We start from the raw sequence: 21,798 nt of genomic DNA, 5'->3' as shown, positions 1-21,798 counted from the left end.
CGGCGCTCTCTCGCCTAAGGGCGGGCGTTTAGGCGGCCCGGAGCATTTCTGTTATAATATGTGCATAACGCGCACAATCTACTATTTTTTTTAGAGAGGAACGTGAATCATGGGCAGCATCAATCCGTCGTTTCTGCATATCGGCTCCACCGTGGGCGCGCTGCTTATGGCGCTGATGGTTATTTTTATCCGATTAAAGGCGAGCGACCGCCCCGTTACCATCCGCAAAATCCTCATTCCGCCGCTGGGCATGTCAACCGGCTTCTTCATGTTCGTCGTTCCCGAGGTCAGATTTCCCCTGTGGTGGGCCCTTGCCGCTTTTCTTGCGGGATGGTTCATATTCGCTTATCCGCTGATAAAGACAACCACCTTTCATGAAAAAGAAGGGCTGATTTACGCCAAACGCTCCAAAAGCTTCATCCTTGTTCTGCTTGGACTGCTTCTGGTGCGCACGCTGCTGCATGAATTCATCGACCGCTACATCTCGATTCCGCAGTCGGGCGGGCTGTTCTTCATTCTGGCGTTTGGCATGATCGTACATTGGAGAGTGTTCATGCTCAGGAGGTACCGTTCGCTCGTTCCGCAGTAAGCGCGGGTTCCGCAGTAACATCTCCCGGTCTGCCGAGGAATTTCGGCCCCGCCTTTTATCCAGGCCGCGACCCTCTGAGGAGAGCCGCTGCCGCCCTATATACATTCATCGTCCGCATGCTGGCCATGCGGTTTTTTTGCATCTTTTTTCCTAGGGAAGGTTAAAAAAGCAAACGGCGAAAGGATGCATGTACCTTTTTTCACCCATGTCAGGTAACTTCCCCCCGGATGAGGTAAAATAAAGACACGGACCGAGTCTTTTGACATTGAAGACTTTGCGCACTTTAAGGAGAGAGCGAGGATGGGCTAATGAAAAGCAAATCAAGAAAAGTGGCGATCGTCGGTTCCGGGAATGTCGGCTCCAGCTGCGCCTATTCCATGGTCAATCAGGCGATTTGCGACGAAATTATGATGGTGGACCGCACCTATGACCGCGCGATGGCGCAGGCGCTGGATCTTTCGCATTGTGTGGATTTTATGGGTACCCGAACTAAAGTATACGCCGGGACGGCAAGCGACTGCGCCGGCATGGATATCGTAATCTTGACGGCGGGGGCCAATCCGAAGCCCGGACAGACACGGCTGGACGTGCTTGACGACGCAGCGACCATCACCCGAAGCATTGTAACTCCGATCGTGGAGAGCGGGTTCGACGGCATTTTTGTCATCGCGGCCAACCCCGTCGATATCGTGACTTATCTCGTCTGGCAAATATCCGGATTTCCGCGCCACCGGGTGATCGGGACGGGAACGTCCATCGATTCTTCACGGCTGAAGACGCTGCTGTCCGAGGTGTTCTCCATCGATCCCCGCAGCGTGAACGGCTACGCGCTCGGCGAGCACGGCGAATCGCAGTTTGTGGCATGGTCGCATGTGACGATTGGCGGCAAGCCGATTCTGCACATTCTGGAGCAGCACCGCGAGCGGTTCAAGCATCTGGACCTCAGCGATATCGCCCGCAAGACGAAGGATGCCGGCTGGGAGATCTTCACCCGCAAGGGCTCGACCCATTTCGGGATCGGCAGCGCGCTGGCGTATATCGCCCGGTCGATTCTGAACGACGAGCATAAAATCATTGCCGTTTCCGCCATCCTGGACGGAGAGTACGGGCAGAAGGGCACCTGCACGGGCGTGCCCGCCATCATTGCCGGCGACGGCATTCAGGAGCTGCTGGAGCTGAACCTGAATGAGGAGGAGTCCGCCAAATTCACCAATTCCTGCGACATTATCCGCCGCGGCATCGAGAGTGTGAGCCTGAACTAAAAAGCTTCGGCGCGCGACTGGGCCGAGCCGGGGAAAGCCCCGCAAACATACCGAGTGTCCCAAAGTCCTGAAGGGGTGCTTCGTACGCCTAGGCTGGCTGGACCGGAATGAACCAAACGGTATGCGCTAAATAGGAAACCGCCTGATATGGATTGTGATATCCGTATCAGGCGGTTTGTTCTTTCGCGGCTCTTATCCCCGCGCTCCATCTGCGGAAGCCGGCGCGCGAAGGGCCCGCATGCTGTTAAGCACCGCAAGCACCGTCACGCCGACATCGGAGAAGACCGCTTCCCACATCGTCGCGATGCCGAACGCTCCAAGCAGCAGAAAGACCGCTTTGATTCCGAGCGCGAACCAAATATTCTGCCAGACGATCGTCCGGGTGCGGCGGGCGATGCCGATGGCCGCTGCAATCTTGGACGGCTCGTCGGTCATAATGACGATGTCCGCCGCCTCGATGGCGGCATCCGACCCCAGCCCGCCCATGGCAATCCCGACATCCGCCCTGGCCAGCACGGGCGTATCGTTGATGCCGTCGCCTACAAAGGCGATTTTCTCCCGGCCCGTCTTCTCCGACTCCAGCCGCTCGATTCTTTCCACCTTGTCCTGGGGCAGCAGCTCGGCGTGGATTTCGCCGACGCCCAGCCGCTTGCCCACATCCTCGGCCACCGCCGAAGCGTCGCCGGTGAGCATCACCGTCTTCCGGACGCCGATTTGGCGAAGAGCGGCCAGCGCCCGGGCGGCATCCTCCTTGATTTCATCGGCGATGACAAGGCTTCCGGCATATTGGCCGTCCACGGCCAAATGCACGATGGTGCCCGCCCCGTCCGGCTGGCGGAAGGCGATGCCTTCCCGCTCCATCAGCCGGGCGTTCCCGGCGAGCACGGTCCGGCCTTCGACGGCCGCCCGAATGCCGTGGCCGGAAATTTCACGGTAGTCAGAGACGGCGTTCCCGGCAATGCTTCCGCCGTAGGCCGCAACGATCGATTCGGCAATCGGATGACCGGAATGACTCTCCGCATAGGCGGCCAGCCGCAGCAGTTCGTCCGCCGTCATGCCCTCCGCCGGATAAATTCCCGTAACTTTGAACTGCCCTTTGGTCAGCGTGCCCGTTTTGTCGAACACGACGGTCTTGACGTCGTTCAGCGCCTCCAGGTAATTGCTTCCTTTGACCAGGATGCCGCTTCGCGAAGCCGCCCCGATGCCGCCGAAGAAGCCGAGCGGAATCGACACAACGAGCGCACAAGGACAAGAGATGACGAGGAAGACCAGCGCCCGGTAAATCCAGTCGGAGAAGGTCGCTCCGGGGACCAGCAAGGGAGGAACCACGGCCAGCAGCGCGGCCGTAATGACGACAACGGGTGTATACCCGCGGGCAAACCGGGTAATGAAGTTCTCGGTCTTGGCCTTGTTGTTCGACGCATTCTGCACCAGCTCCAGAATTTTGGAGACCGCGGATTCCGCAAACGTCTGGGTGACTCTTACGACGACGACGCCGTTCTTGTTAATAAACCCGCTCAGCACCGCGCTTCCCGGCTCGGCTGAACGCGGCACCGATTCGCCCGTCAGCGCCGAGGTGTCCATCATCGCGCTTCCCTCGATCACCGTGCCGTCGAGCGGAACCTTCTCGCCCGGTTGGACGACGATAATCTCCCCGATCTTTACCTGCCCGGGAGGAACGATCTTCGTCTCATCTCCGATCCGCAGGCGCGCCGTTTCCGGCCGGATGTCCATCAGCGCCGTGATGGAGCGACGGGAACGGTTCACCGCCAGCCCCTGGAACAGCTCGCCGACCTGGTAGAACAGCATGACGGCAACGCCTTCCGGGTACTGGCCGATCGCGAACGCCCCAATGGTCGCCAGCGCCATCAGGAAGTTCTCGTCGAAGACCTGTCCCCGTACGATATTTCTCGCGGCCTGCCAGACTACATTTCCGCCCGCCGCCAGGTAAGCAAGCAGGAAGAGGCCAAGCTCCGAGTAACCGCCGGCAGGAATCAGATATGCGGCAGCAGCCAGCGCCGCGCCGATCCCGAGGCGCAGCAGCGTCCGCCGCGTCTCACCCTCGCCATGGCTGTGCGAATGCCCGTGCGCGAGGCCTTCCGACCGAGCATGCCCTTGTTCATACGGAGCGGCATGGTTAGGGTCCCGCTCGGATTCACGGGCCCCTGCGTCATGCGCATGGGGGCGGGAAACCGCCGCTGCGCCGCCGGCGTTTTTTTCCAGCAGCCGCACATGAGGTTCCAGTGAAATCACGGTCCGCTCGACCTGCGCGATGCCGGTATCCGGAAAGCGGCCGTCCGTTTCCATCGTCAGCGTCTTCGTCGCAAAATTGACCGAACAGGAGGCGACTCCTTCCATCTTGCTCACCTTGTTCTCAATTTTCATCGCACAGTTAGCGCAGTCCAGTCCTTCCAATATCCATTGGCGTTTGACCGTCGGCTCTATCGTACTCAAACTCTCCAGCCCCTTCCGTAACGTTTACGATTAATATATGAGCAACTGTTCATATGTTCTTACCGCCATTATATTCCTCATCTTCTCCGGATGTCAATCGGTAATGGACACTTGACGGCGACGAAATTTTGGGTAGAATAAATGTATCAAACAGATATATCAAAACGATATAAAGAGGTGCGATATGCTCGAATATGTTCTCTTGGGAATGCTGATGGAAGGCCAAATGAGCGGCTATGATTTGAAGAAGACGATCGACCACACGGTCGGCCATTTCTATGCGGCCAGCTTCGGCAGCCTTTACCCCGCTTTGAAGCGGCTGGCAGACAAAGGGTTTGTATCCGTGTTTGAAACCGCAGACAGCAAGAACAAGAAGCTGTACTCCCTGCTGCCCGAAGGGAAAGAAGTGTTTCTCAAATGGCTGGAAGAACCGCAGGCGGCAAGCCGCGAGCAGCTTATCCGGATTTTCTTTTTCGATTATTTGGATAAGGATGTCCGGTTGCGGCGTCTGCAGGAGTACCTGTATACCGCCGAGCATGAGCTTCGCGCGCTGGAAGCCGTGCAGTCCATAGTGGCAGAAGAGCTGGCCGGGATGGAGCATCCGGAAGACTATTATTACCGTGTGTCCGTGCTGGGATATGGACTTAACCATGCGCGAATGCAGAAGCAGTGGATCAAGGATATTATGGAGAGGAAGGATTTAGGACATGTCAAACCAGAAAGTTAAACGGACCTTTTCACAGAAACACCCCGTGCTCGCCGTCGTGATTATTGAAGCGCTGCTGTTCCTTGCCGTATTTGCGGCCGGAGCTTACGCAACGATCAGGCAGCTCAGCGGAACCGCGCCGGTGCTGATCTCCTTCATTCCTATTGCGGTGGTACTTGCCATTTATTTTTCCGTAAAAAAGAAATGGGGGTTCTACGGGTTTCGCAGTCTGCGCAGCATTCCTAAACCGGATCTGGTATATTATGCGCCGCTGCTGGTTGTGCTCGCCATAATCGCCCTGAAGGGCTTCCGGCCGATTTCCGTCTCCGAGGTGCTGTTCTATCTCCTGTTCACCCTGCTAGTGGGGTTCGTCGAGGAGAGTATTTACCGCGGCTTGATTCTGAACATTCTGCTGCCCAAGGGAGTCAAAACGGCCGTTCTCACTTCATCCATCCTGTTCGCCGTCACCCATATTCTGCGGGTTCTTTCCGGGCAGAGCGCACTTCAGACCGTCCTCCTAATCGTCTATGCCCTGCTGATCGGCTGCGCTCTGGCGCTTCTGATGGTTCGGGGCCGCAATATTTGGCCGCTCATCCTGTTTCACTTTCTACATAACTTCATCCAGTTTGTCGGCAACGACAACAGCGACTCCTATCTGGGCTACGACCTGGCGATTCTCGCACTGCTTGCGTTGTACTGCGCCCTGCTGGCGCTCAGCTTGAAGAAGACGGCAACCCCTTCGCAAGCGGAACACAGCTTCAACTAAACAGGCGCACAGGAAGAAGCGGCTTCGATAAACGCTCAGATTATACATGCAAGAAGAAACGCCTGACGGCGTCTTTTTAAGACGCAAGTACGTTTCTCGTAGAAATAGAAGTCAAAATGATAAGTCCCCAGATTATACAGTCTTATATTTCGAAAAAACGGCAGGAGACGAAAAAGTCTCCTGCCGTTTGGCTTAGGGGTGTGCCATCTATTCATGTCGGATATGCTCGTGCGTCTGCAGGAAAATCTGTTCGACATGCGCGTCATTCAGCGAATAATATACGGTCTTGCCTTCCTTCCGCCGCTTCACGATCCGCAAATTCCGCAAATAGCGAAGCTGGTGGGACACCGCCGACTGGCCCATGTCCAAAATAGTCGACAAGTCATGCACGCACAGCTCCTGACGGGACAATGCGTAAATCAGCCTGACCCTTGTCGGATCGCCGAGCGCCTTGAACAGCTCCGCCATCTTGTCGGTCGTCGTCCTTTCCGGCAGGGTTAACCGGATATGCTCGAGCGAAGTCTCCGAGCCGTTACAGGTATTGTCGCATTCTTCGATAGCCGCCGGTTTCATCTGCTTCGCCTCCTTGCGGCAAGGTCCTTGTCGTGTCGCTTCCGGCTGCCGCATTCTTAGACCATTATAAGAAAAAAAGAGGGCAAATGTCCATCGGCCGGACCTGACGGGCTGTGACCGAAGGCCTGTTCTGCAGCCGGGTGAAACGGCGGAGACAGCAAAAGGACAGGCTCAAGGCCGCCATCCAAGCGGGTTGTGCTTTACCGGCCTAAACCTGCGGGTCACACCGCTTTGCGCCGGAAAGACAGCAGGCCCGCTGCAAGAAACAGGGCGAAGCTGCCCAGCACGACGATCAGCAGACTGTTAAGCGGAAGATTGAACGCTCCGTACCCCGCCTGCCCATGCGGAATCATGGCCAGCATCGGCTGTACCCACGGGTAATACGGGCCATAGGTCGCCGAGTTCGCGATCAAAATATTGGGCACCGTGAAGCTGACGTTCAGCGCGAGCGGCGCGGCGAAGCTGCTCCACGCCTGGGAAACGGCCAGCTGGAGCGCGGCCAGCGGCAGACAGGCCGTCCAGCTTGCCGCGCAGGCTCCCAGGATCATCTCCCAGGGAACGGAAGTCCCGATCCCCCGGAACAGCCCCGTTCCGATCACCGCAGCTGCGAAGATGATCTGGGTAGCCGCCAGCAGAACAGCCGCCATCGTGAACTTGGCTAAGTATACGGCGGTCCGTGAAACCGGCAGCGCCAGCAGCGCCTTCCAGCCGCCGTCCAGATGCTCGTGGCGGCACAGCATGGCGGTGTACAGGCCGGACAGAATCGGCAGAAACAAGGCGGCGTGAAGCATCGACATGACGGAGAGCAGAACGGTCCAGTCCGGCTTTCCTCCGGCCGGGGAGGAGGCGAACAGCCCGATCAGAACCGCCGCAGCGGGGCTCGCCGGGACAAGCAGCCAAATATAGGAACCGGACAGCTTCAGCCTTTCGGCCGACCATATTCTCAGGAACATCTTCATGCCGTCAGTTCACATCCTTCCTTGCGAAATGCGCAGCTCCCGGCAGCAGCACCAGCAGGCCCAGCGTAAGCCCCGCGGCCGCAAAATAAAGGCGATGTGGACCTGTCCACGCCATGTACGGCCAGTTGATCGGCAGCCACTCCGAAAGGGTCGTCGTAAAAGGCGACACAATGGCGCAGATGACGCCGATCGAAACCGGCAGCGCCTGATTTCGGAAGGCCAGCGACAGCCAGAGCTGAAGGGCGGTAAAGGGCATCACGGCGGCGAAGGACAGAAAGCCGATGCGCAGAATGCCATAGACCGGTATCGCGGAAGCTCCGAACCCGAAGCTCAGCCCAAGCGCCGTCACGAACCCGGAGAGCAGCAGGCAGGATACGGCCAGCAGCAGCAGGCAAAGCAGCAGCTTGGAGGCAAATACCGTTATGCGGGAAACCGGCAGCGCCAGAAGCTGCTTCCACGCACTCGTCTGATGCTCGATATTGGCCATCAGGGAACAGACCAGCGTTCCTCCGAGAAAAAGGGCCATCGGGACGAACAGCGCGGTATTGTCCAGCAGCCCGCCCCATAAGTCGCCGGCGTATCTCTTCTTCATATAGTCGAAGCGGAGTCCGAAATTGAGCGCCTGCATGGCCGTAAGGCCAAGCGGGCCTGCAAGGATCAGAAGCCAGAGACCCTTGCCCCGGATTTTCAGCCAATCGGCCGCAATTACCTTGCCCATTACTGTCCCTCCCCTTCGACAACCTGAAGGAAAAGCTCCTCAAGAGACTGCCGCCGTTCCTCTACCCGGTAGATGGCGTGCCCCCGCTCTACCAGCGCCTTGACCAGCAGCGCTACCCGCGCGTCGTCCATTCCCGAGAAGCGAAGCTCGCCTGTTCGCAGCATTCCGTCGCAGCCTCTTCGGGAGGCTTCCTCCAGGGCAGCCTCGGGCTCCGACACGACGAGCCGCATCTCTCCCGCCGAGCGCTGCCGGAGCTGGGCGATGGTATTCTGGTAGACCATCCGGCCCTGCCGGATGATGCCGACCGTCCCCGCCATCTGCTCGATCTCGCTCAGCAGGTGGCTGGACACGAGCACGGTAATGCCGTGCTCCTTCGGCAGCGACATGATCAGGCTGCGCATCTCCTGAATGCCGGCCGGGTCCAGCCCGTTCGTCGGCTCGTCCAGAATGAGCAGCTCGGGGCTGCCGAGCAGCGCGGCGGCGATGCCGAGCCGCTGCTTCATGCCAAGCGAGAAGCCCTTGACCGGACGCTTCTCCTCCCCGGTCAGCGAGACGATATCCAGCACCTCGGCGATCCGCCGCTTCGGCGCGCCGAGGATGCGGCGGATCGCCTCCAGATTGTCCACGGCCGACAGATGGCCGTAGTAGGACGGCGATTCGACCAGCGAGCCGATTCGCCGCAGGATATCCAGCCTATCCTTCCGGAGATCCTTGCCGAAGACCCGCACCTGCCCCTCCGACGGGGCAATCAGGCCGAGCAGCATGCGGATGGTCGTCGTCTTGCCCGCGCCGTTGGGCCCGAGAAATCCGTAAATATCCCCTTGATTAATGCTCAAATTCAGATGGTCGACCGCGTTTCGGCCGCGGTACCTCTTCACCAAATCGGTTGTTTGTATAATGGTTTCCATTTCTTCTCTTCACCTCGGTTACCAGCTTAACGCTCCAAGGTTAAAGAAGACGGCCCGTGAAGTTTAAGTTTTGTTTAAAATCAGACGACGGTCGTCGTTCTCCTTCGGATAGATGAAGACCGAGGTGCCTTCCGGGGTACTGTCCGCCGCCCAGGCAAGCCCCATGCGGGAGAGCAGCATGTCTACGATGGCCAGCCCGATCCCCGCCCCTTTGGCCGGAGAAGCTTCGCCTATGCCCATTCCCCGGTCGCGGATGACGACGCTGCGGACACCGCCGCGCTCTTCGGCGAATATCCCCACATAACCGCCGCTCTTGGCATGACGCACGACATTCTGGTACAGATTGTCCAGCACGCGCCGGAACCAGATTTCATCGACCTCCCAGACGAGCGGCTCGCCCTCAAGCCCGATGTCCACCTCCATGCCCTCTCTGGTCCATATCGGGTACCAGGCGGCGGCGCTTTCCCGCAGCAGCCGCAGCACATCCCTGCTCTCCGGCGACAGCTTCACTCTGCCGCTGGACAGCAGGTTATAATTCAGCAGGTTGTCGATCAGCACGCCAAGGTCGGCAATACGCTCGTCCATCAGGTTGAGCGATTCCTTGCCCTGCGGGGACAGCGGCTCCTTGCCGACCTGAAACAGGTGGCTCCGCACGACTGTAAGCGGTGTGCGCAGGTCGTGGGACAGGTCAGCGATCAGCCGCTTGCGCAGTTCTTCCTCCTCCCGTTCCCGCCGCCTGCTGTCCTTAAGCTCAGCAACCATCGTGTTGAAAGCCTCTTCCAGCATGCCGATCTCATCGGGGCTGCCCTTCGGAATCGTAGCCGGAAGGCCGTCCCGCCCGTCCAGCGTCATCGCGGTCTGAAGCCGGAGCAGCCGGCCGCGTATCCGGGCGAAGAACAGCCAGGATACCGCCGCGAACGCGAGCAGAACGAGCAGCATCACGCCGTACATTCCAAGCGGGACGCTGCCTGTGTTCGAAGGCAGGACGGACTTCGGAACGCGCATCGCCATGAACCCTTCACCCGCATCCGCCCGGTCGCCAATAAAGGCGACGATGGTCAGCGGGTCGGCGCCCACGCTCTCCTTCATAAAAGCGATTGCCTGAGGCGCCGTCCACCGCTCCGGTACAGCCGCCTCAACATCCGCTGCTCCCTTATCTGCGCCGTCTTCGGAATTGGCCCTCTTCTGCGGAGGAAGCGCAAGCCGGGTCACTCCTTCCCTGTCTGCCCAGAACAGAGAAGCATACTGGTAGCGGTCTCCCAGCTCCTTGAGGCGAGCCCCGATTTCCCCGCTGGACTTGCCGGCCAGCAGGCGCGCTTCATTGTGCCACATTCGTTCCATTTCGGTCACACTGGCATACGGTCTTGAAGACTCCTTCATCTCGCCCGCCTTATTTCCTGTCGCCCAATGGTCCGATAACGTATAGATGATCAGACTGAGCGGAAAGAGCACGGGCAAGAACAGCACGGCAATGACGATAATCAGCAAATACCGCGAGAGCAGCGACCGCCGGAACCCCGGAATCCGCCCCCGCATCCTGTGGTTCCTTATCATGCCTTGATCCTGTAACCGATGCCCCGGACGGTCTCGATAATTTCCGGCGCGGCGGGGTCCTTCTCCAGCTTTTCACGCAAATAACGGATATGCACCATCAGCGTCTTGTCCCCTTCCATATAAGGCTCGCCCCAGACCGCTTCATATATCTGCTCCTTGGTCATGATCTGGCCGAGATGACGCAGCAGATAAAAGAAAATCTGAAACTGCTTGCCGGTAAGCAGTATCTCTTCTCCGCTCTCCGACCCTACAATCCGGTTCTCCTCCTCAAAGACGGTCAGATGCTTCAGCGCGAGCGGCGCTCCGGAAACACTGCCCGACCGGCGCAGCAGAACCCCGATCCGGGCGGCGAGCTCGTCGGGATGAAATGGCTTGGTCAAATAGTCGTCGGCGAACTCCAGGCCCTGAAGCTTGTCGTCGATCGACGTTCTCGCCGAGAGCATCAGAATGGGAACGCCCGGATAACACTTCTTCAGCCGCTGTCCGACGGTAAATCCGTCGAGCCCGGGCAGCATGACATCCAGAATAGCCAGCTGACAGCCCTCCGCTTCTTCCACAGCCCGCTCTCCGCTCTGGAGCCAGCGGACCGCATAACCGCGGTCCCGCAGGTCCCTGGCGACAGGGCCGGCGATTTGGGGATCATCTTCGATATACAGTAAAGTACCGCTCATAACGACAGTTCCTCCTTCATTTCACGTTTGTGGCACCCAAGACAAGAAGAAACGGCTGCGCCCTCCGATCCAGAAATGGCAACCGTTTCTTTTAAACGTACCCTATGTACATGTATGACGCCAAAAAAGCTGGATTCCAAAAAGCTTAACTCTCGAAAAACCTCGCCGGAGGCTCAAGCTCGGGCCTGCCAAAAAGGTATCCTTGAGCCAGTTCGATCCCATTATCCAGGCAAAATTCGAACTCCTCGCGCCGCTCAATGCCCTCGGCCAGGACTTTGCCTCCGAAACGGCCGGCCTTTTCCACAACTTCCCTGATGAGGGCTTGTTTATGGGAGGCCTGATCGCACATGCTGATCATCCCGCGGTCAATTTTCACATAATCCGGCTGAAGGCGCGACATGACCTCCAGTGTAGCATAGCCTGAGCCGACATCATCCATCGCAACATGCACGCCGTGCTCGCGGTATTCTGAAAAAATCCTGGCGAGATGATCGATATCACGGATTTTTTCTGTCTCCACGACCTCAAACACGAAGTCCTCCGGGCGAAGACCCTGCTCCTCAATCGTCTGAAACGTATGCGTGAGACAATATTTGGGATTATAAATGGAGGAGGGGAGAAAGTTGACAAACCGTTTGATTCCGTCTGGCAAATGCCGGGCGCTGGACTCGATGGCCGACCTCCGGGCCGCCCGGTCCAGATAGGTGTGAAACCCGCTGCGCCTCGCCACTTCAAACAGGGTATGAGGCTGAAATTCGAGTCCGTGCGGAAGCGGGCGCAGCAGAAATTCAAATCCGATAATCTGTTCGACGGAGTCTACGATCGGCTGCATGTAGCTGCAGAACTCTTGATTGGAAATGATATCGACCATCGTTTGATTGAAGACGCGGGCCTTTAGCTGTTCGAGGGATACCCAACGCTCAAAAAAACCCGAAACCCCCGTCCCGGTCACGCATACGGCAACCCGCTCTGTTACGGGCGAATCTTCCAGCAGTTTCATGACGGCCATGAACTGCTCGCGGGAAGCATACGGAATTTCATAGCCTGTATTATTCAGATCATTAAGTGTATATCCGGCCGCTTGAATGACGGAGGCAAGCACTGGCGGTGCGCGCCGGATTTTCACAGTTCCTATATCTTCAATGGGAGTAATAGGGAAGCAATCGCTGCACTGCATGGACATCCTCCTTATGACCTGCAATCATACCAATACTTGTGGTTATTATAGCATTTTTTCCTCTGAAAAAGGCAGCCTATGGAAAAAAGCGTTCCCTTCCGGGAACGCTTGCTCCATCCATTTATGGCACCACATGACTTCGGGTTTGATAATCAGGGCAAGCTTACTTGCCCGCGGACGCCGTCTGTTTTTCCCAAACCTCGTGATTTCCGTCTATTCCGGTATATTCGATGCGCGTCGGCGAAAGCTCCAGAATGACGTAATCCGGATCCTCCGGTCCCTTGAACCAGCGCTCCAGATCTTTGTTCCATATTTTCTGGCGCAGACTGCCGTCTTTGGTGACAGACGCCCCTGCTTCGATCCCAAGAATATCCTTGCTGCCTCCCGCTTCATAGCCCAGCAACAGAAACACGTTCGGGTTGGTCTGCAATTCTTCTACTTTATGCGTCTTGCGGTCAGTGGCCAAATAGAGGTTCAGCCCTTCATGAAAGACGGCCATATAACGGACCTTCGGCTTGGCGCCCGCTTCGATGGTACCGAAAGAACCGAATTTATTGTCGTCCAGCGCCTTGATTATACGTTGTTCCAATTCGTTATTGTCCATGAATATCCCAATCTCCTTTCTTTTCAAGCCAAGAGATACGTAAGCTTAAGCGGGTCGATACAATATAATGTGCCCTGATGGGCAGAATGAATCCTGAATGGAAAAGATTTACTCGGGGGCCTGAGCTCCTTTTTCAACGGTATGCGGACGGTGTAAATACTATTGACGACTACCCGCAAATTCAGGAGGACTGCCACCCATGAATCAAATCTTGGACGATCCCATTCTGCATACCGCCCTCCTTCAGTTTATTTTCCCCTTCTCGATTAAGCAGACCCAGGGACAGGAGCTGGAGGCACAGCTGAAGCGGGACGGGTTTACCCCGTTTTTTCTGAATAATAAAGAACTGCAGGACGATTATTACGGAGATGGCTACTGTGTCTCGCACGAGAGCATGGAGCGTTCCTATATGCCGTTCGCCGCGCATGTGCTGTTTCCGTACCGGGAGGACAAAGATTCATTCCGCCGCTTTTCCCGGGTGAATGGCCTGAGCTGCCGGATGGAAATGCCGCAGGGCTCGGTACCCTTCCAGGTGCTCTCGACGGATGTGTTCATTTGTCCGTTCCAGCTCGGCTTTCTGACCATACGGACGATGATCGACGACAAGAGGTTTCCGCTCAGCTTCGCTCTGGAGTTCGCCGACCGGTTCCGCTCGCTGGAAAATGTAAAGGAAGCGGACGAGGCATCCCGCATCTTCTGCGGAGAACGGATGTTTAACCAAATGGAGGATTTTATCTTCAAAAATCTGGTGAACGGTCTGGGAGAGTTCCTCGACCAGTCGGAGCTGGACGGGGCTTACTTCGAGACGCTGCCTTTTTTCGTGGATGAGCGGATGATGGTTCAGGCCTTTTACGGATTCGAGGAAGGGGAGAACATCAGCCGCGAAACATGCTACCGGGCTTCCCAGCTTGACGGGATGAAAGCGGACGGACGGCCCTATACGAGCGCGAGCAGCGAAGAATATATCGGGGAATACTGCCGGAAGCACCGGTACGGACGCTGGGGTCCGGATACCTACTACATGACGAACGAACAGACCTTCTGCTGCCTGAGCCGCAGTGATTCCGAAACCGCAGTGAAGCTGGCCAATCAAATGTATGGCGAATATTATTACGGCCTGCTGCTTAGCCTTTTTCACAAGATCGTGCTGCTGAAGCTGTCCAATGTGCACTCGCGGCTGCGGATCGAGCATGATTACGAGGAAATCGAGGATTTGATCTACTATATTAACAAGTTCTCCGCCAAATTTTATTTCCTTGAGCTGATCTCACAGACGCAGGGCCGTGAAATCTTCTTTCAGCTGCGCAAAGTGTACGGCAATGACGCACTGTTCGAGGAAGTGAAGCAGACGCTGGCCGATCTGTTCCAGTATCAGGAGACGTTCCAGGCCAAGCGCCGCGACAACCTGCTGATGATTCTGACGGTATTCACGGTCGTTAGCGGCATTTACGGGATGAATCAGGTCATCGAGGACTTAAAGGGAAACATCGACTGGGGCAAAATGCTTCAGTATTCCGTATTCGAATACATCGCACTGCTCTTGACCTTCTGCGGCATCATCGTCAGCGGCGTTCTGACGCTGCGCGAGCTGCGGAGCGGGATCAAAAGCCGCCGCCGGAAGAAGCTAGAATAGCCGTCAGGCTGGACAATCCCGGAACCTTGCGTCTATAATTACACCGTAAGCAGTAAGAAATACCCGCAAACTTCATACCGCCTTGGGGTGCTGGAATTACGGCCGGCTGAGAGTGTATCCCGCAAGATACTGACCCTTATACCTGATCTGGATAATGCCAGCGTAGGAAAGTCCAAAAGCGTGTGGTCCCGATAGACCGCCGCCGTTATGCACTCCGCAGCGTCCCGAATATTCAGGGACGCTTTTTTGGCTTTGTTTCTTGGCACCAAGGAGAGAACGCAAATTTCCGGGTCCGCCGGCCGGTCCCGCAATTTGCGGATCAGTTATCATGAAGACGGGAATACCCGCCGCTTCGGGCTTCGCCGCCCGGGATGGCAATACAAAGGAGAGACGATATAATGGGAGTCAAAAAATGGTTAACACTGTCCCTGGCCAGCTTGCTCATCCTGACGGCAGCAGGCTGCGGCGGCAATAATTCGGGAGGAAACGCCGGCGGCGCTCAGGGAACCCCTGCTTCTGCATCGCCGGAGGCATCGGCTTCCGCCGAAAGCTCGCCCAAAGCGGCGACGCCGGTAAAGGTCGCGCTCGACTGGACGCCGAACACGAACCACACCGGGCTGTATGTTGCCAAAGAGCTCGGCTACTACGCGGAAGAAGGCCTTGACGTTGAGATTGTGCAGCCGGGAGCGGCGGGCGCGGATACGATGGTCACCTCGGGAGAAGCCGCCTTTGGCGTCGGCGCGCAGGACAGTCTGACGCTGGCCCGCATTCAGGGCGTTCCGCTCGTATCTATCGCGGCGATTATCCAGCATAACACGTCGGGCTTTGCGGCTCCGGTTGACCGGGGCATCAAGTCGCCGAAGAATTTTGAAGGCAAAACCTACGGCGGCTGGGGATCGCCGGTCGAAGAAGCTTCCATGAAGGCGATTATGGACCCGGTTGGCGGCGATGTGAAGAAGGTCAAGCAGGTCACGATCGGCGAGGCCGATTATTTTACGGCCGTTAAGCGCGACATTGACTTTGCCTGGATCTTCTACGCCTGGACCGGTATTGAGGCGAAGCTGCGCGGTGAGCCGCTCGATATGCTCTATTTGAAGGATTACGCGCCACAGCTCGATTACTACACGCCGGTGCTGACGACAAGCGAGAAAGAAATCGCCGAGAATCCCGAGGTGGTTAAAGCCTTTTTGAAGGCGACATCCAAGGGGTATCAATACGCAATCGACCATCCGAAAGAGGCTGCCGATATTCTGATCAAGGCGGTTCCCGATCTGGACCCTAAGCTTGTTCAGGCCAGCCAGGAATGGCTCAGCCCGAAATACAAGGACGATGCTGCCCGGTGGGGCGAGCAGAAAGCCTCTGTATGGAAAGATTACGCCGATTGGATGTACGGGCTGAAGCTGCTGGAGAAGCCGCTTGAGGCCGACAAGGCGTTCACGAACGATTTTTTGCCGGACGGGCAGTAAGCTTAATAGAGTTAAAATCTTGATTCACGGGGTTCACCATTAACGGTATGAAAGTATTAAGGTCATGAAAATATCAACGTCATGAAAGGATGATAGGCAATGGCAAGCACGCTGCTGAGCATTCAGGTAATTCCGAAGACGCCGGGAGGCGAGGATGTAATTCCTTATGTGGACAAGGCGATTGAGGTCATTCAGCGCTCCGGTGTGAAGCATCAGGTGAACGCACTGGAGACGACGATGGAAGGCGAGCTCGCCGACCTGCTCGAAATTGTCCGGGAGATGCAGGAGGCGCTGATCGAAGCAGGCTGCCCCAGCGTGATCTCGCAAGTGAAGATCGCCCATAACCCGGGCGGAATCAGCATGGACAAGCTGACGGAGAAATACCGCCCGTGAGCTCCCGTTGGAGACAAATCTGGCCGCCCTTTGTGGCGGTCCTCTTGTTTTTGGCGGTCTGGCAGGTGTCGGTCTCCTGGTTCCATGTGGAAAAATGGATGCTGCCCGCTCCCTCCGACATTTGGCGGGAAGGCATGGCCAGCGCTTCTTCCCTTAAAGGGCATACGCTTGCGACGCTGCGGCTCACGCTGATCGGCTTTCCGCTCGGGGTAGCGGCGGGGCTGATCTGCGCCGTGCTGCTGCATATTGTGCCTTGGACGGCCCGCGCGCTGTACCCGCTGCTGATCCTGAGCCAGAACGTGCCGGTGATCGCGCTGGGTCCGCTGCTGGTCATCTGGTTCGGCTTCGGGCAGCTGCCTAAGATTATTCTCATCGTTCTGGTGTGCTTCTTCCCCGTGGCGGTCGCGGGCCTGAGCGGGCTGGCCCAGACCGACCGCATGATGCTTCAATTCATGAAGATGGCGGGCGCCGCGAGGCGGCATATCTTCACCAAGCTGGAGCTGCCCCATGCGCTGCCCTCGCTGTTCTCCGGCATCAAAATATCCGCCGCCTACGCCGTAACGGGCGCTGTGGTCGCGGAGCTAATCGGCGGGAATCAGGGGCTCGGCTACTATATGCAGATCCAGAAATCGGCGTACCGCACGGACCGGATGTTCGTCGCCATTATTCTAAGCGTGCTGCTGAGCCTGCTGCTGTTCGCCGCCGTTGTCCTGCTGGAGAGATGGCTCGTCCGCTGGAAGCCTCGGCGGGATGCCTAGACAGGGTCGCATAGAACGTGTGTAGAAAAGCTGCATGGAAAAGAGGTATAGAAGGAGGCTGCTGAAGTTGACGCGTAAGATCATTTCGTCTTCAGAGGGAAACTGGGAGGAAGGGCCGTCCCCTGGAGGCGGACATCCCCCTGTTTCCGGCGCGCCATCACCGGGCCCGGGTACCGAAGCTCCCGCGCTGGAGGTCTCCGGCATTTCCAAATCATTCGCCCGGCGCAGAGAAAGCATCAAGGTGCTGGAGGAGGTGTCGCTGACGGTGAAGCGGCAGGAGTTCGTGTCCATTATCGGGCCGTCGGGCTGCGGCAAGAGCACGCTATTCCACATCATCGGCGGGCTGGTCAAGCCGGATGCGGGCGCCGTCCGTATTAACGGCGCTCCCGTTACCGGGCAGCGCGGCAGCGTAAGCTACATGCCGCAGCAGCCGGCGCTGTTTCCTTGGCGCAGCATCGAGGAAAACGTGATTCTTGCCCGCGAGCTGAAGGGCGCGGCGCGGGGCGAAGCCCGCGAGGAGGCCCGGCGCTGGCTCGCGAAGGTTGGCCTTGGCGGATTCGAGAAGGCGTATCCGCATATGCTGTCCGGCGGCATGCAGCAGCGCGCCGCCTTCCTGCGCGCGCTGCTGGCGCCCCAGGAGCTGATGCTCCTGGACGAGCCGTTCAGCGCGCTGGACGCCCTTACCCGCAGCGAGATGCAGCGCTGGCTGCTGGAGCTGTGGGAGGAGAACCGCCGCTCCGTGCTGTTCATCACGCACAACATTGAGGAGGCGCTGCTGCTGTCCAGCCGCATCTATGTGTTCTCGGGACGGCCGGGCACGCTGCTGCACACGGTCGAAGTCCCTTTCCCCCGGCCGCGCCGAGAGGAAATGACCGAGCACCCTGAGTTTCTGCGGCTGAAACGGCAGCTGTCGGGATGGATGCGGGAGGAACAGGCCAAGAGCAGGGCACTGCGCTGACCGTGCTGATCCTCCCCTTAGGCCCCGCCAAATCAAGGAACTGCTTCGAGTGGAATCCTTGATAGGCGGGGCTGTTTATATCCAACCCTTCTCCTCGGCCAGCCGCACCGCTTCAATCCGGCTCTTGACCTCGACCTAACCCGTAAGACAGCAAAAAGGGTACGGACCCCGGCAATCCCCTGCCGAAGCCCGTACCCTTCTTATTGAAATCCCACACGCCCCCTGCGGACTACACCCTATTACACCTTATCTTCGCAAAAAGCCTTTGCCCTGAAGGAAATCCTTCATATGGAGCCGGATCGGCTCCGCCAGACGATCGGCCATGATCGCCGACCAAGGCGTATCCTTCGCCCCTCCGGTCCGCTTGCGCAAATACTCGGACATTGTAGCGTCGTAGGCCTTGACCTGACGAACCGTTTCACCGGCATCGTAGCGGTCACGATGCAGCACTGCCGGCAGCGGCAGGCGCGGGCGCAGAGCCGGGGACTGATCGGGATAGCCGAGGCACATGCCGAACAGCGGATAGACCAGCTCGGGCAGTCCGAGCCGCTCCGCTACCTCGGCGATCTTGTTCCGTAAGCCGCCGATATAGACGATGCCCAGCCCCAGCGACTCCGCCGCCACGGCGGCGTTCTGCGCAGCCAGCGCGGTGTCGACGGTGGCGATGATGAAATTCTCCGCCGAATCCTCGTAGGTCGCCGCGCCGCCCAGATGCGGCTTGGCCGCCTCCCGCAGCCGGTACAGATCGGCGCACCAGACCAGAAAGACCGGGCACTCCGCCACATAAGCCTGGTTCCCGGCAAGCGCCGCAAGCTCCGATTTCAGCGCCGGATCGGTCACCGCGATTACGCTGTACGCCTGCACGTTGCTGGAGGTGGAGGCCATCTGCGCCGCCTGGATAATGGCCTCAAGCTGTTCTTCGCTCACCGGGTCCGGCCGGAACTTGCGGACGGAGACATGTCTGCCCAGCAGGGACAGCACTTCGTTATCAAGGGACGCCGCCTCGGACTCCCGGAGATCCTTGCTCATTGCTACCACTTCCTTTCAAGCTATTTCACTTATGCGTTATAACTTTACCCGCTGCAGCCGCAGCGCATTCAGTACGACCGAAACCGAGCTGAACGCCATCGCCGCGCCAGCCAGCCACGGCGCGAGGAATCCCAGCGCGGCCACCGGAATCCCGACCGTATTGTAGCCGAGCGCCCAGAACAGATTCTGCTTGATGTTGCCCATCGTCTTGCGGCTCATCTTGATCGCGTCCGCGATGGCCTTCAGATCGCCGCGCATCAGCGTAATATCCGCCGCTTCCATCGCCACGTCGGTCCCGGTGCCGACCGCCATGCCGATATCGGCGGTCGCCAGCGCCGGCGCGTCGTTGATGCCGTCGCCGACCATCGCCACCTTCACGCCGCCTGCCTGAAGCTTCCGCACCGCCTCGGCCTTGCCTTCGGGGAGCACTTCGGCCATCACCCGGTCAATGCCGGCTTCGGCCGCGATCGCCCGGGCCGTCCGCTCGTTATCGCCGGTGATCATCACGACGTCGATCCCCATGCCCCGCAGAGCCGCCACGGCTTCGCGCGAGGTCGGCTTGATCGTATCCGCTACGGCCACAATGCCTTCGCAGATTCCGTCCACCGCGACCAGCATCGCCGTCTTGCCCTGCTGCTCCAGTTCATTCATGGCGTCAAGCCAGCGCTGCCCATTGACGCCGCTCTCCTCCATCATCCGGCGGGTGCCGACGATGATCTCCCTGCCCTGGACGGCGGCCTTGATACCCCGCCCGGGTACATTGACGAAGCTTCCGGCTTCGGTCAGCTCCAGCCCCTTCTCCGCCGCGCCTGCGGCCACCGCCTCGGCCAGCGGATGCTCCGACAGCTTCTCGGCCGCTGCCGCAAGCGCCAGCAAGCCGTCTTCCGGAGCCAGCTCCGGCGCGCCTTTGAAGCCGGGCGATACCAGTACGTCCGTGAGTACCGGCTTGCCGGCCGTCACGGTGCCCGTCTTGTCGAGCACGACGAGCTGAATGCCCTGCGCAGCTTCCAGATGCTCGCCGCCCTTGAACAGAATGCCCAGCTCCGCGGCCCTGCCGGAACCGGCCATAATCGAGGTCGGCGTAGCTAAGCCCAGCGCGCAGGGGCAGGCGATAACGAGCACGGCGATTCCTTTCTCCAGCGCTTCAGCGAACTGTCCCGGGGCCGCCCACAGGTACCAGATGAAGAAGGTCAGCGCCGCGATGGCCACCACAATCGGCACGAAGATGCCGGAGATAACGTCGGCTACCCGCTGGATCGGCGCCTTGGAGCCCTGCGCTTCCTCGACCACGCGGATAATCTGCGCAAGCGCCGTATCGCGGCCCACCTTGCGGGCTTTGATCTTCAGCACGCCGTTCTTGTTCACCGTTGCTCCGATCACAGGGTCGCCCGGCTTCTTCTCCACCGGAATGCTCTCGCCCGTCAGCATCGATTCATCCACGGAGGACAGGCCTTCGGTTACTTCGCCGTCGACGGGAATCTTCGTGCCCGGCTTCACGAGCACGATATCCCCGATGACGACTTCCTCTACAGGAACGCTGATCTCCGTTCCTTCCCGGATGACAAGCGCCGTCTTGGCTTGCAGGCCCATCAGGCTGCGGATGGCGTCGGAGGAGCGGCCCTTCGCCAGCGCCTCGAACCATTTGCCGACCAGAATGAGCGTGATCAGCACAGCTCCGGTCTCATAGTACATTTCGACCGTATGATTCATGCCGTCCATCCGCAAGGAATCAATTGTAAGGTACAGGCTGTAGAAATAAGCGGCCGACGTGCCCAGCGCGACCAGCACATCCATATTGGCGCTGCCGTTCCGCAGCGCCTTGTAGGCGCCGACATAGAACTGCCAGCCGATAATGAACTGTACCGGGGTCGCCAGAACAAGCTGGAACCACGGATTCATGAACAGCTCAGGGACGGGAATCCAGGAAGTGAACGAGAAATGCCCGACCATCGCCCACAACAGCGGCAGGGACAACAGCGCCGAAATCATCCACTTTATGCGTTTGCGGCTGATTTCAAGCTCCCGCCGGTCAGCGGTCTCCTTCCGGTCTTCCTTGAGCGAGGCTTTATAGCCGATCGAGTCGACCTTGGCGATGATGTCCTGAGGAGTAATCATCCCCGGGGTATATTCCACATGCGCCGTTTCAAGCGCAAGGTTAACATTGACTCCGGCAATGCCCGGCATCTTGCCGAGCACCTTCTCGATCCGGGCCGAGCAGGCGGCGCAGGTCATGCCCGAAATATCGAAGTCCGCCGCTTCCTTCACCGTGTCATACCCGAGCGAGCGGATCTTCTCCTCGATTTTCGGCACGCTGACAACCTTGGGATCGAAGCCCACAGACGCCTGCTCGAGCGCAAGATTGACATTCGCCCGGGAAACGCCCTCCATGCGGGATATCCCTTTCTCAATTCGCGCCGCGCAGGCGGAGCAGGTCATGCCCGTAATCTGTAAGGTCGCCTGTTCCTCCGCCGGCGCAGCTGCTGCGTTATCCATACGATCACTCCCTTTTTAGTACCCATAGGGGGTATACAAACATTAAAAAAGAGAAGGCCTGGATTGGCTCGGGGAACTTTCTTCCTCTGCCGTTCCACGCCTTTCCTTTCGGCTGTCTTACCTGTTA

General features: G+C 58.4%; 20 protein-coding genes and 1 riboswitch. Of the genes, 9 read left to right on the top strand and 11 right to left on the bottom strand.

Annotated features, from left to right (window positions below; translation table 11 throughout):
- Window positions 1-109 precede the first annotated feature (109 nt).
- Together G5B47_RS22140 and G5B47_RS22135 are read left to right on the top strand one after the other, a co-directional pair.
- Window positions 110-589: a CcdC family protein gene (locus G5B47_RS22140; protein ID WP_165102937.1), complete on the top strand. Its 480-nt coding sequence runs from the start codon at window positions 110-112 to the stop codon at window positions 587-589.
- 308 nt (window positions 590-897) lie between these two features.
- Window positions 898-1,851, top strand: coding sequence for an L-lactate dehydrogenase (locus G5B47_RS22135; protein ID WP_165102935.1), 954 nt, complete (start codon window positions 898-900; stop codon window positions 1,849-1,851).
- Between the two features lie 192 nt (window positions 1,852-2,043).
- On the opposite strand, the gene G5B47_RS22130 is transcribed toward G5B47_RS22135, so the two are convergent.
- Window positions 2,044-4,305, bottom strand: a complete 2,262-nt coding sequence (locus G5B47_RS22130) for a heavy metal translocating P-type ATPase (RefSeq protein WP_165102932.1) — start codon at window positions 4,303-4,305, stop codon at window positions 2,044-2,046.
- A gap of 184 nt (window positions 4,306-4,489) precedes the next feature.
- Here G5B47_RS22130 and G5B47_RS22125 point away from each other — a divergent pair, with 184 nt between their 5' ends.
- Together G5B47_RS22125 and G5B47_RS22120 are read left to right on the top strand one after the other, a co-directional pair.
- A complete protein-coding gene (locus tag G5B47_RS22125; protein ID WP_165102929.1) occupies window positions 4,490-5,032 on the top strand; it encodes a PadR family transcriptional regulator in 543 nt (180 codons plus the stop codon).
- Window positions 5,013-5,777 carry a CPBP family intramembrane glutamic endopeptidase gene (locus G5B47_RS22120; RefSeq protein ID WP_165102927.1) on the top strand — a complete coding sequence of 255 codons (765 nt, stop codon included), beginning with the start codon at window positions 5,013-5,015 and terminating at the stop codon, window positions 5,775-5,777. The genes G5B47_RS22125 and G5B47_RS22120 overlap by 20 nt, the downstream gene beginning before the upstream one ends.
- A 207-nt stretch (window positions 5,778-5,984) precedes the next feature.
- On the opposite strand, the gene G5B47_RS22115 is transcribed toward G5B47_RS22120, so the two are convergent.
- From G5B47_RS22115 to G5B47_RS22080, 8 genes are all read right to left on the bottom strand, one after another.
- Window positions 5,985-6,350: an ArsR/SmtB family transcription factor gene (locus G5B47_RS22115; RefSeq protein ID WP_025332863.1), complete on the bottom strand. Its 366-nt coding sequence runs from the start codon at window positions 6,348-6,350 to the stop codon at window positions 5,985-5,987.
- A 221-nt stretch (window positions 6,351-6,571) separates the two neighbouring features.
- Window positions 6,572-7,309 (bottom strand): ABC transporter permease, encoded by a 738-nt coding sequence (locus tag G5B47_RS22110; protein ID WP_165102924.1) that lies wholly within the window; start codon window positions 7,307-7,309, stop codon window positions 6,572-6,574.
- 4 nt (window positions 7,310-7,313) lie between these two features.
- Window positions 7,314-8,027, bottom strand: a complete 714-nt coding sequence (locus G5B47_RS22105; protein WP_165102921.1) for an ABC transporter permease — start codon at window positions 8,025-8,027, stop codon at window positions 7,314-7,316.
- On the bottom strand, window positions 8,027-8,935 hold the full coding sequence (locus G5B47_RS22100; RefSeq protein WP_165102918.1) for an ABC transporter ATP-binding protein: 909 nt from the start codon (window positions 8,933-8,935) through the stop codon (window positions 8,027-8,029). The genes G5B47_RS22105 and G5B47_RS22100 overlap by 1 nt, the downstream gene beginning before the upstream one ends.
- A 63-nt stretch (window positions 8,936-8,998) precedes the next feature.
- On the bottom strand, window positions 8,999-10,489 hold the full coding sequence (locus G5B47_RS22095; protein ID WP_206107488.1) for a sensor histidine kinase: 1,491 nt from the start codon (window positions 10,487-10,489) through the stop codon (window positions 8,999-9,001).
- Window positions 10,486-11,160 (bottom strand): response regulator transcription factor, encoded by a 675-nt coding sequence (locus G5B47_RS22090; protein ID WP_165102916.1) that lies wholly within the window; start codon window positions 11,158-11,160, stop codon window positions 10,486-10,488. Before G5B47_RS22090 ends, G5B47_RS22095 begins: the two co-directional genes overlap by 4 nt.
- A gap of 145 nt (window positions 11,161-11,305) precedes the next feature.
- A complete protein-coding gene (locus G5B47_RS22085; protein ID WP_165102914.1) occupies window positions 11,306-12,337 on the bottom strand; it encodes an EAL domain-containing protein in 1,032 nt (343 codons plus the stop codon).
- 163 nt (window positions 12,338-12,500) lie between these two features.
- Window positions 12,501-12,941: a pyridoxamine 5'-phosphate oxidase family protein gene (locus G5B47_RS22080; RefSeq protein WP_165102911.1), complete on the bottom strand. Its 441-nt coding sequence runs from the start codon at window positions 12,939-12,941 to the stop codon at window positions 12,501-12,503.
- A gap of 199 nt (window positions 12,942-13,140) precedes the next feature.
- Between G5B47_RS22080 and G5B47_RS22075 the strand changes: the two genes are divergently transcribed.
- From G5B47_RS22075 to G5B47_RS22055, 5 genes are all read left to right on the top strand, one after another.
- Window positions 13,141-14,574 carry a hypothetical protein gene (locus G5B47_RS22075; protein ID WP_165102908.1) on the top strand — a complete coding sequence of 478 codons (1,434 nt, stop codon included), beginning with the start codon at window positions 13,141-13,143 and terminating at the stop codon, window positions 14,572-14,574.
- A gap of 73 nt (window positions 14,575-14,647) precedes the next feature.
- Window positions 14,648-14,760: riboswitch (TPP riboswitch) on the top strand.
- 212 nt (window positions 14,761-14,972) lie between these two features.
- Window positions 14,973-16,040, top strand: a complete 1,068-nt coding sequence (locus G5B47_RS22070) for an ABC transporter substrate-binding protein (protein ID WP_165102905.1) — start codon at window positions 14,973-14,975, stop codon at window positions 16,038-16,040.
- A 99-nt stretch (window positions 16,041-16,139) separates the two neighbouring features.
- The gene (locus G5B47_RS22065; RefSeq protein ID WP_025332850.1) at window positions 16,140-16,433 is read left to right on the top strand and encodes a thiamine-binding protein; all 294 of its coding nucleotides are present in this window, start codon (window positions 16,140-16,142) and stop codon (window positions 16,431-16,433) included.
- Entirely contained in the window at window positions 16,430-17,191 is a 762-nt protein-coding gene (locus G5B47_RS22060; protein ID WP_165102902.1) for an ABC transporter permease, read from the top strand. The genes G5B47_RS22065 and G5B47_RS22060 overlap by 4 nt, the downstream gene beginning before the upstream one ends.
- Window positions 17,192-17,378: 187 nt before the next feature.
- Window positions 17,379-18,149: an ABC transporter ATP-binding protein gene (locus G5B47_RS22055; protein WP_235949701.1), complete on the top strand. Its 771-nt coding sequence runs from the start codon at window positions 17,379-17,381 to the stop codon at window positions 18,147-18,149.
- Window positions 18,150-18,395: 246 nt separating this feature from the next.
- Here G5B47_RS22055 and nfsA read toward each other — a convergent pair whose 3' ends face one another.
- The gene (gene nfsA / locus G5B47_RS22050) at window positions 18,396-19,178 is read right to left on the bottom strand and encodes an oxygen-insensitive NADPH nitroreductase (RefSeq protein ID WP_165102896.1); all 783 of its coding nucleotides are present in this window, start codon (window positions 19,176-19,178) and stop codon (window positions 18,396-18,398) included.
- A gap of 36 nt (window positions 19,179-19,214) precedes the next feature.
- Window positions 19,215-21,671, bottom strand: coding sequence for a heavy metal translocating P-type ATPase (locus G5B47_RS22045; RefSeq protein ID WP_165102893.1), 2,457 nt, complete (start codon window positions 21,669-21,671; stop codon window positions 19,215-19,217).
- Window positions 21,672-21,798: the final 127 nt, after the last annotated feature.

The sequence above is a fragment of the Paenibacillus apii genome (genome assembly GCF_011043685.1).
GTDB lineage: Bacteria > Bacillota > Bacilli > Paenibacillales > Paenibacillaceae > Paenibacillus_AQ > Paenibacillus_AQ sabinae.
This window is presented reverse-complemented; position numbering and strand designations above follow the sequence as displayed.

Coding starts and splice junctions, on each gene's coding strand:
- G5B47_RS22140 (WP_165102937.1), top strand. CDS start 110: ATGGGCAGCATCAATCCGTCGTTTCTGCATATCGGCTCCACCGTGGGC.
- G5B47_RS22135 (WP_165102935.1), top strand. CDS start 898: ATGAAAAGCAAATCAAGAAAAGTGGCGATCGTCGGTTCCGGGAATGTC.
- G5B47_RS22125 (WP_165102929.1), top strand. CDS start 4,490: ATGCTCGAATATGTTCTCTTGGGAATGCTGATGGAAGGCCAAATGAGC.
- G5B47_RS22120 (WP_165102927.1), top strand. CDS start 5,013: ATGTCAAACCAGAAAGTTAAACGGACCTTTTCACAGAAACACCCCGTG.
- G5B47_RS22115 (WP_025332863.1), bottom strand. CDS start 6,350: ATGAAACCGGCGGCTATCGAAGAATGCGACAATACCTGTAACGGCTCG.
- G5B47_RS22110 (WP_165102924.1), bottom strand. CDS start 7,309: ATGAAGATGTTCCTGAGAATATGGTCGGCCGAAAGGCTGAAGCTGTCC.
- G5B47_RS22105 (WP_165102921.1), bottom strand. CDS start 8,027: ATGGGCAAGGTAATTGCGGCCGATTGGCTGAAAATCCGGGGCAAGGGT.
- G5B47_RS22100 (WP_165102918.1), bottom strand. CDS start 8,935: ATGGAAACCATTATACAAACAACCGATTTGGTGAAGAGGTACCGCGGC.
- G5B47_RS22095 (WP_206107488.1), bottom strand. CDS start 10,489: ATGATAAGGAACCACAGGATGCGGGGGCGGATTCCGGGGTTCCGGCGG.
- G5B47_RS22090 (WP_165102916.1), bottom strand. CDS start 11,160: ATGAGCGGTACTTTACTGTATATCGAAGATGATCCCCAAATCGCCGGC.
- G5B47_RS22085 (WP_165102914.1), bottom strand. CDS start 12,337: ATGCAGTGCAGCGATTGCTTCCCTATTACTCCCATTGAAGATATAGGA.
- G5B47_RS22080 (WP_165102911.1), bottom strand. CDS start 12,941: ATGGACAATAACGAATTGGAACAACGTATAATCAAGGCGCTGGACGAC.
- G5B47_RS22075 (WP_165102908.1), top strand. CDS start 13,141: ATGAATCAAATCTTGGACGATCCCATTCTGCATACCGCCCTCCTTCAG.
- G5B47_RS22070 (WP_165102905.1), top strand. CDS start 14,973: ATGGGAGTCAAAAAATGGTTAACACTGTCCCTGGCCAGCTTGCTCATC.
- G5B47_RS22065 (WP_025332850.1), top strand. CDS start 16,140: ATGGCAAGCACGCTGCTGAGCATTCAGGTAATTCCGAAGACGCCGGGA.
- nfsA (WP_165102896.1), bottom strand. CDS start 19,178: ATGAGCAAGGATCTCCGGGAGTCCGAGGCGGCGTCCCTTGATAACGAA.
- G5B47_RS22045 (WP_165102893.1), bottom strand. CDS start 21,671: ATGGATAACGCAGCAGCTGCGCCGGCGGAGGAACAGGCGACCTTACAG.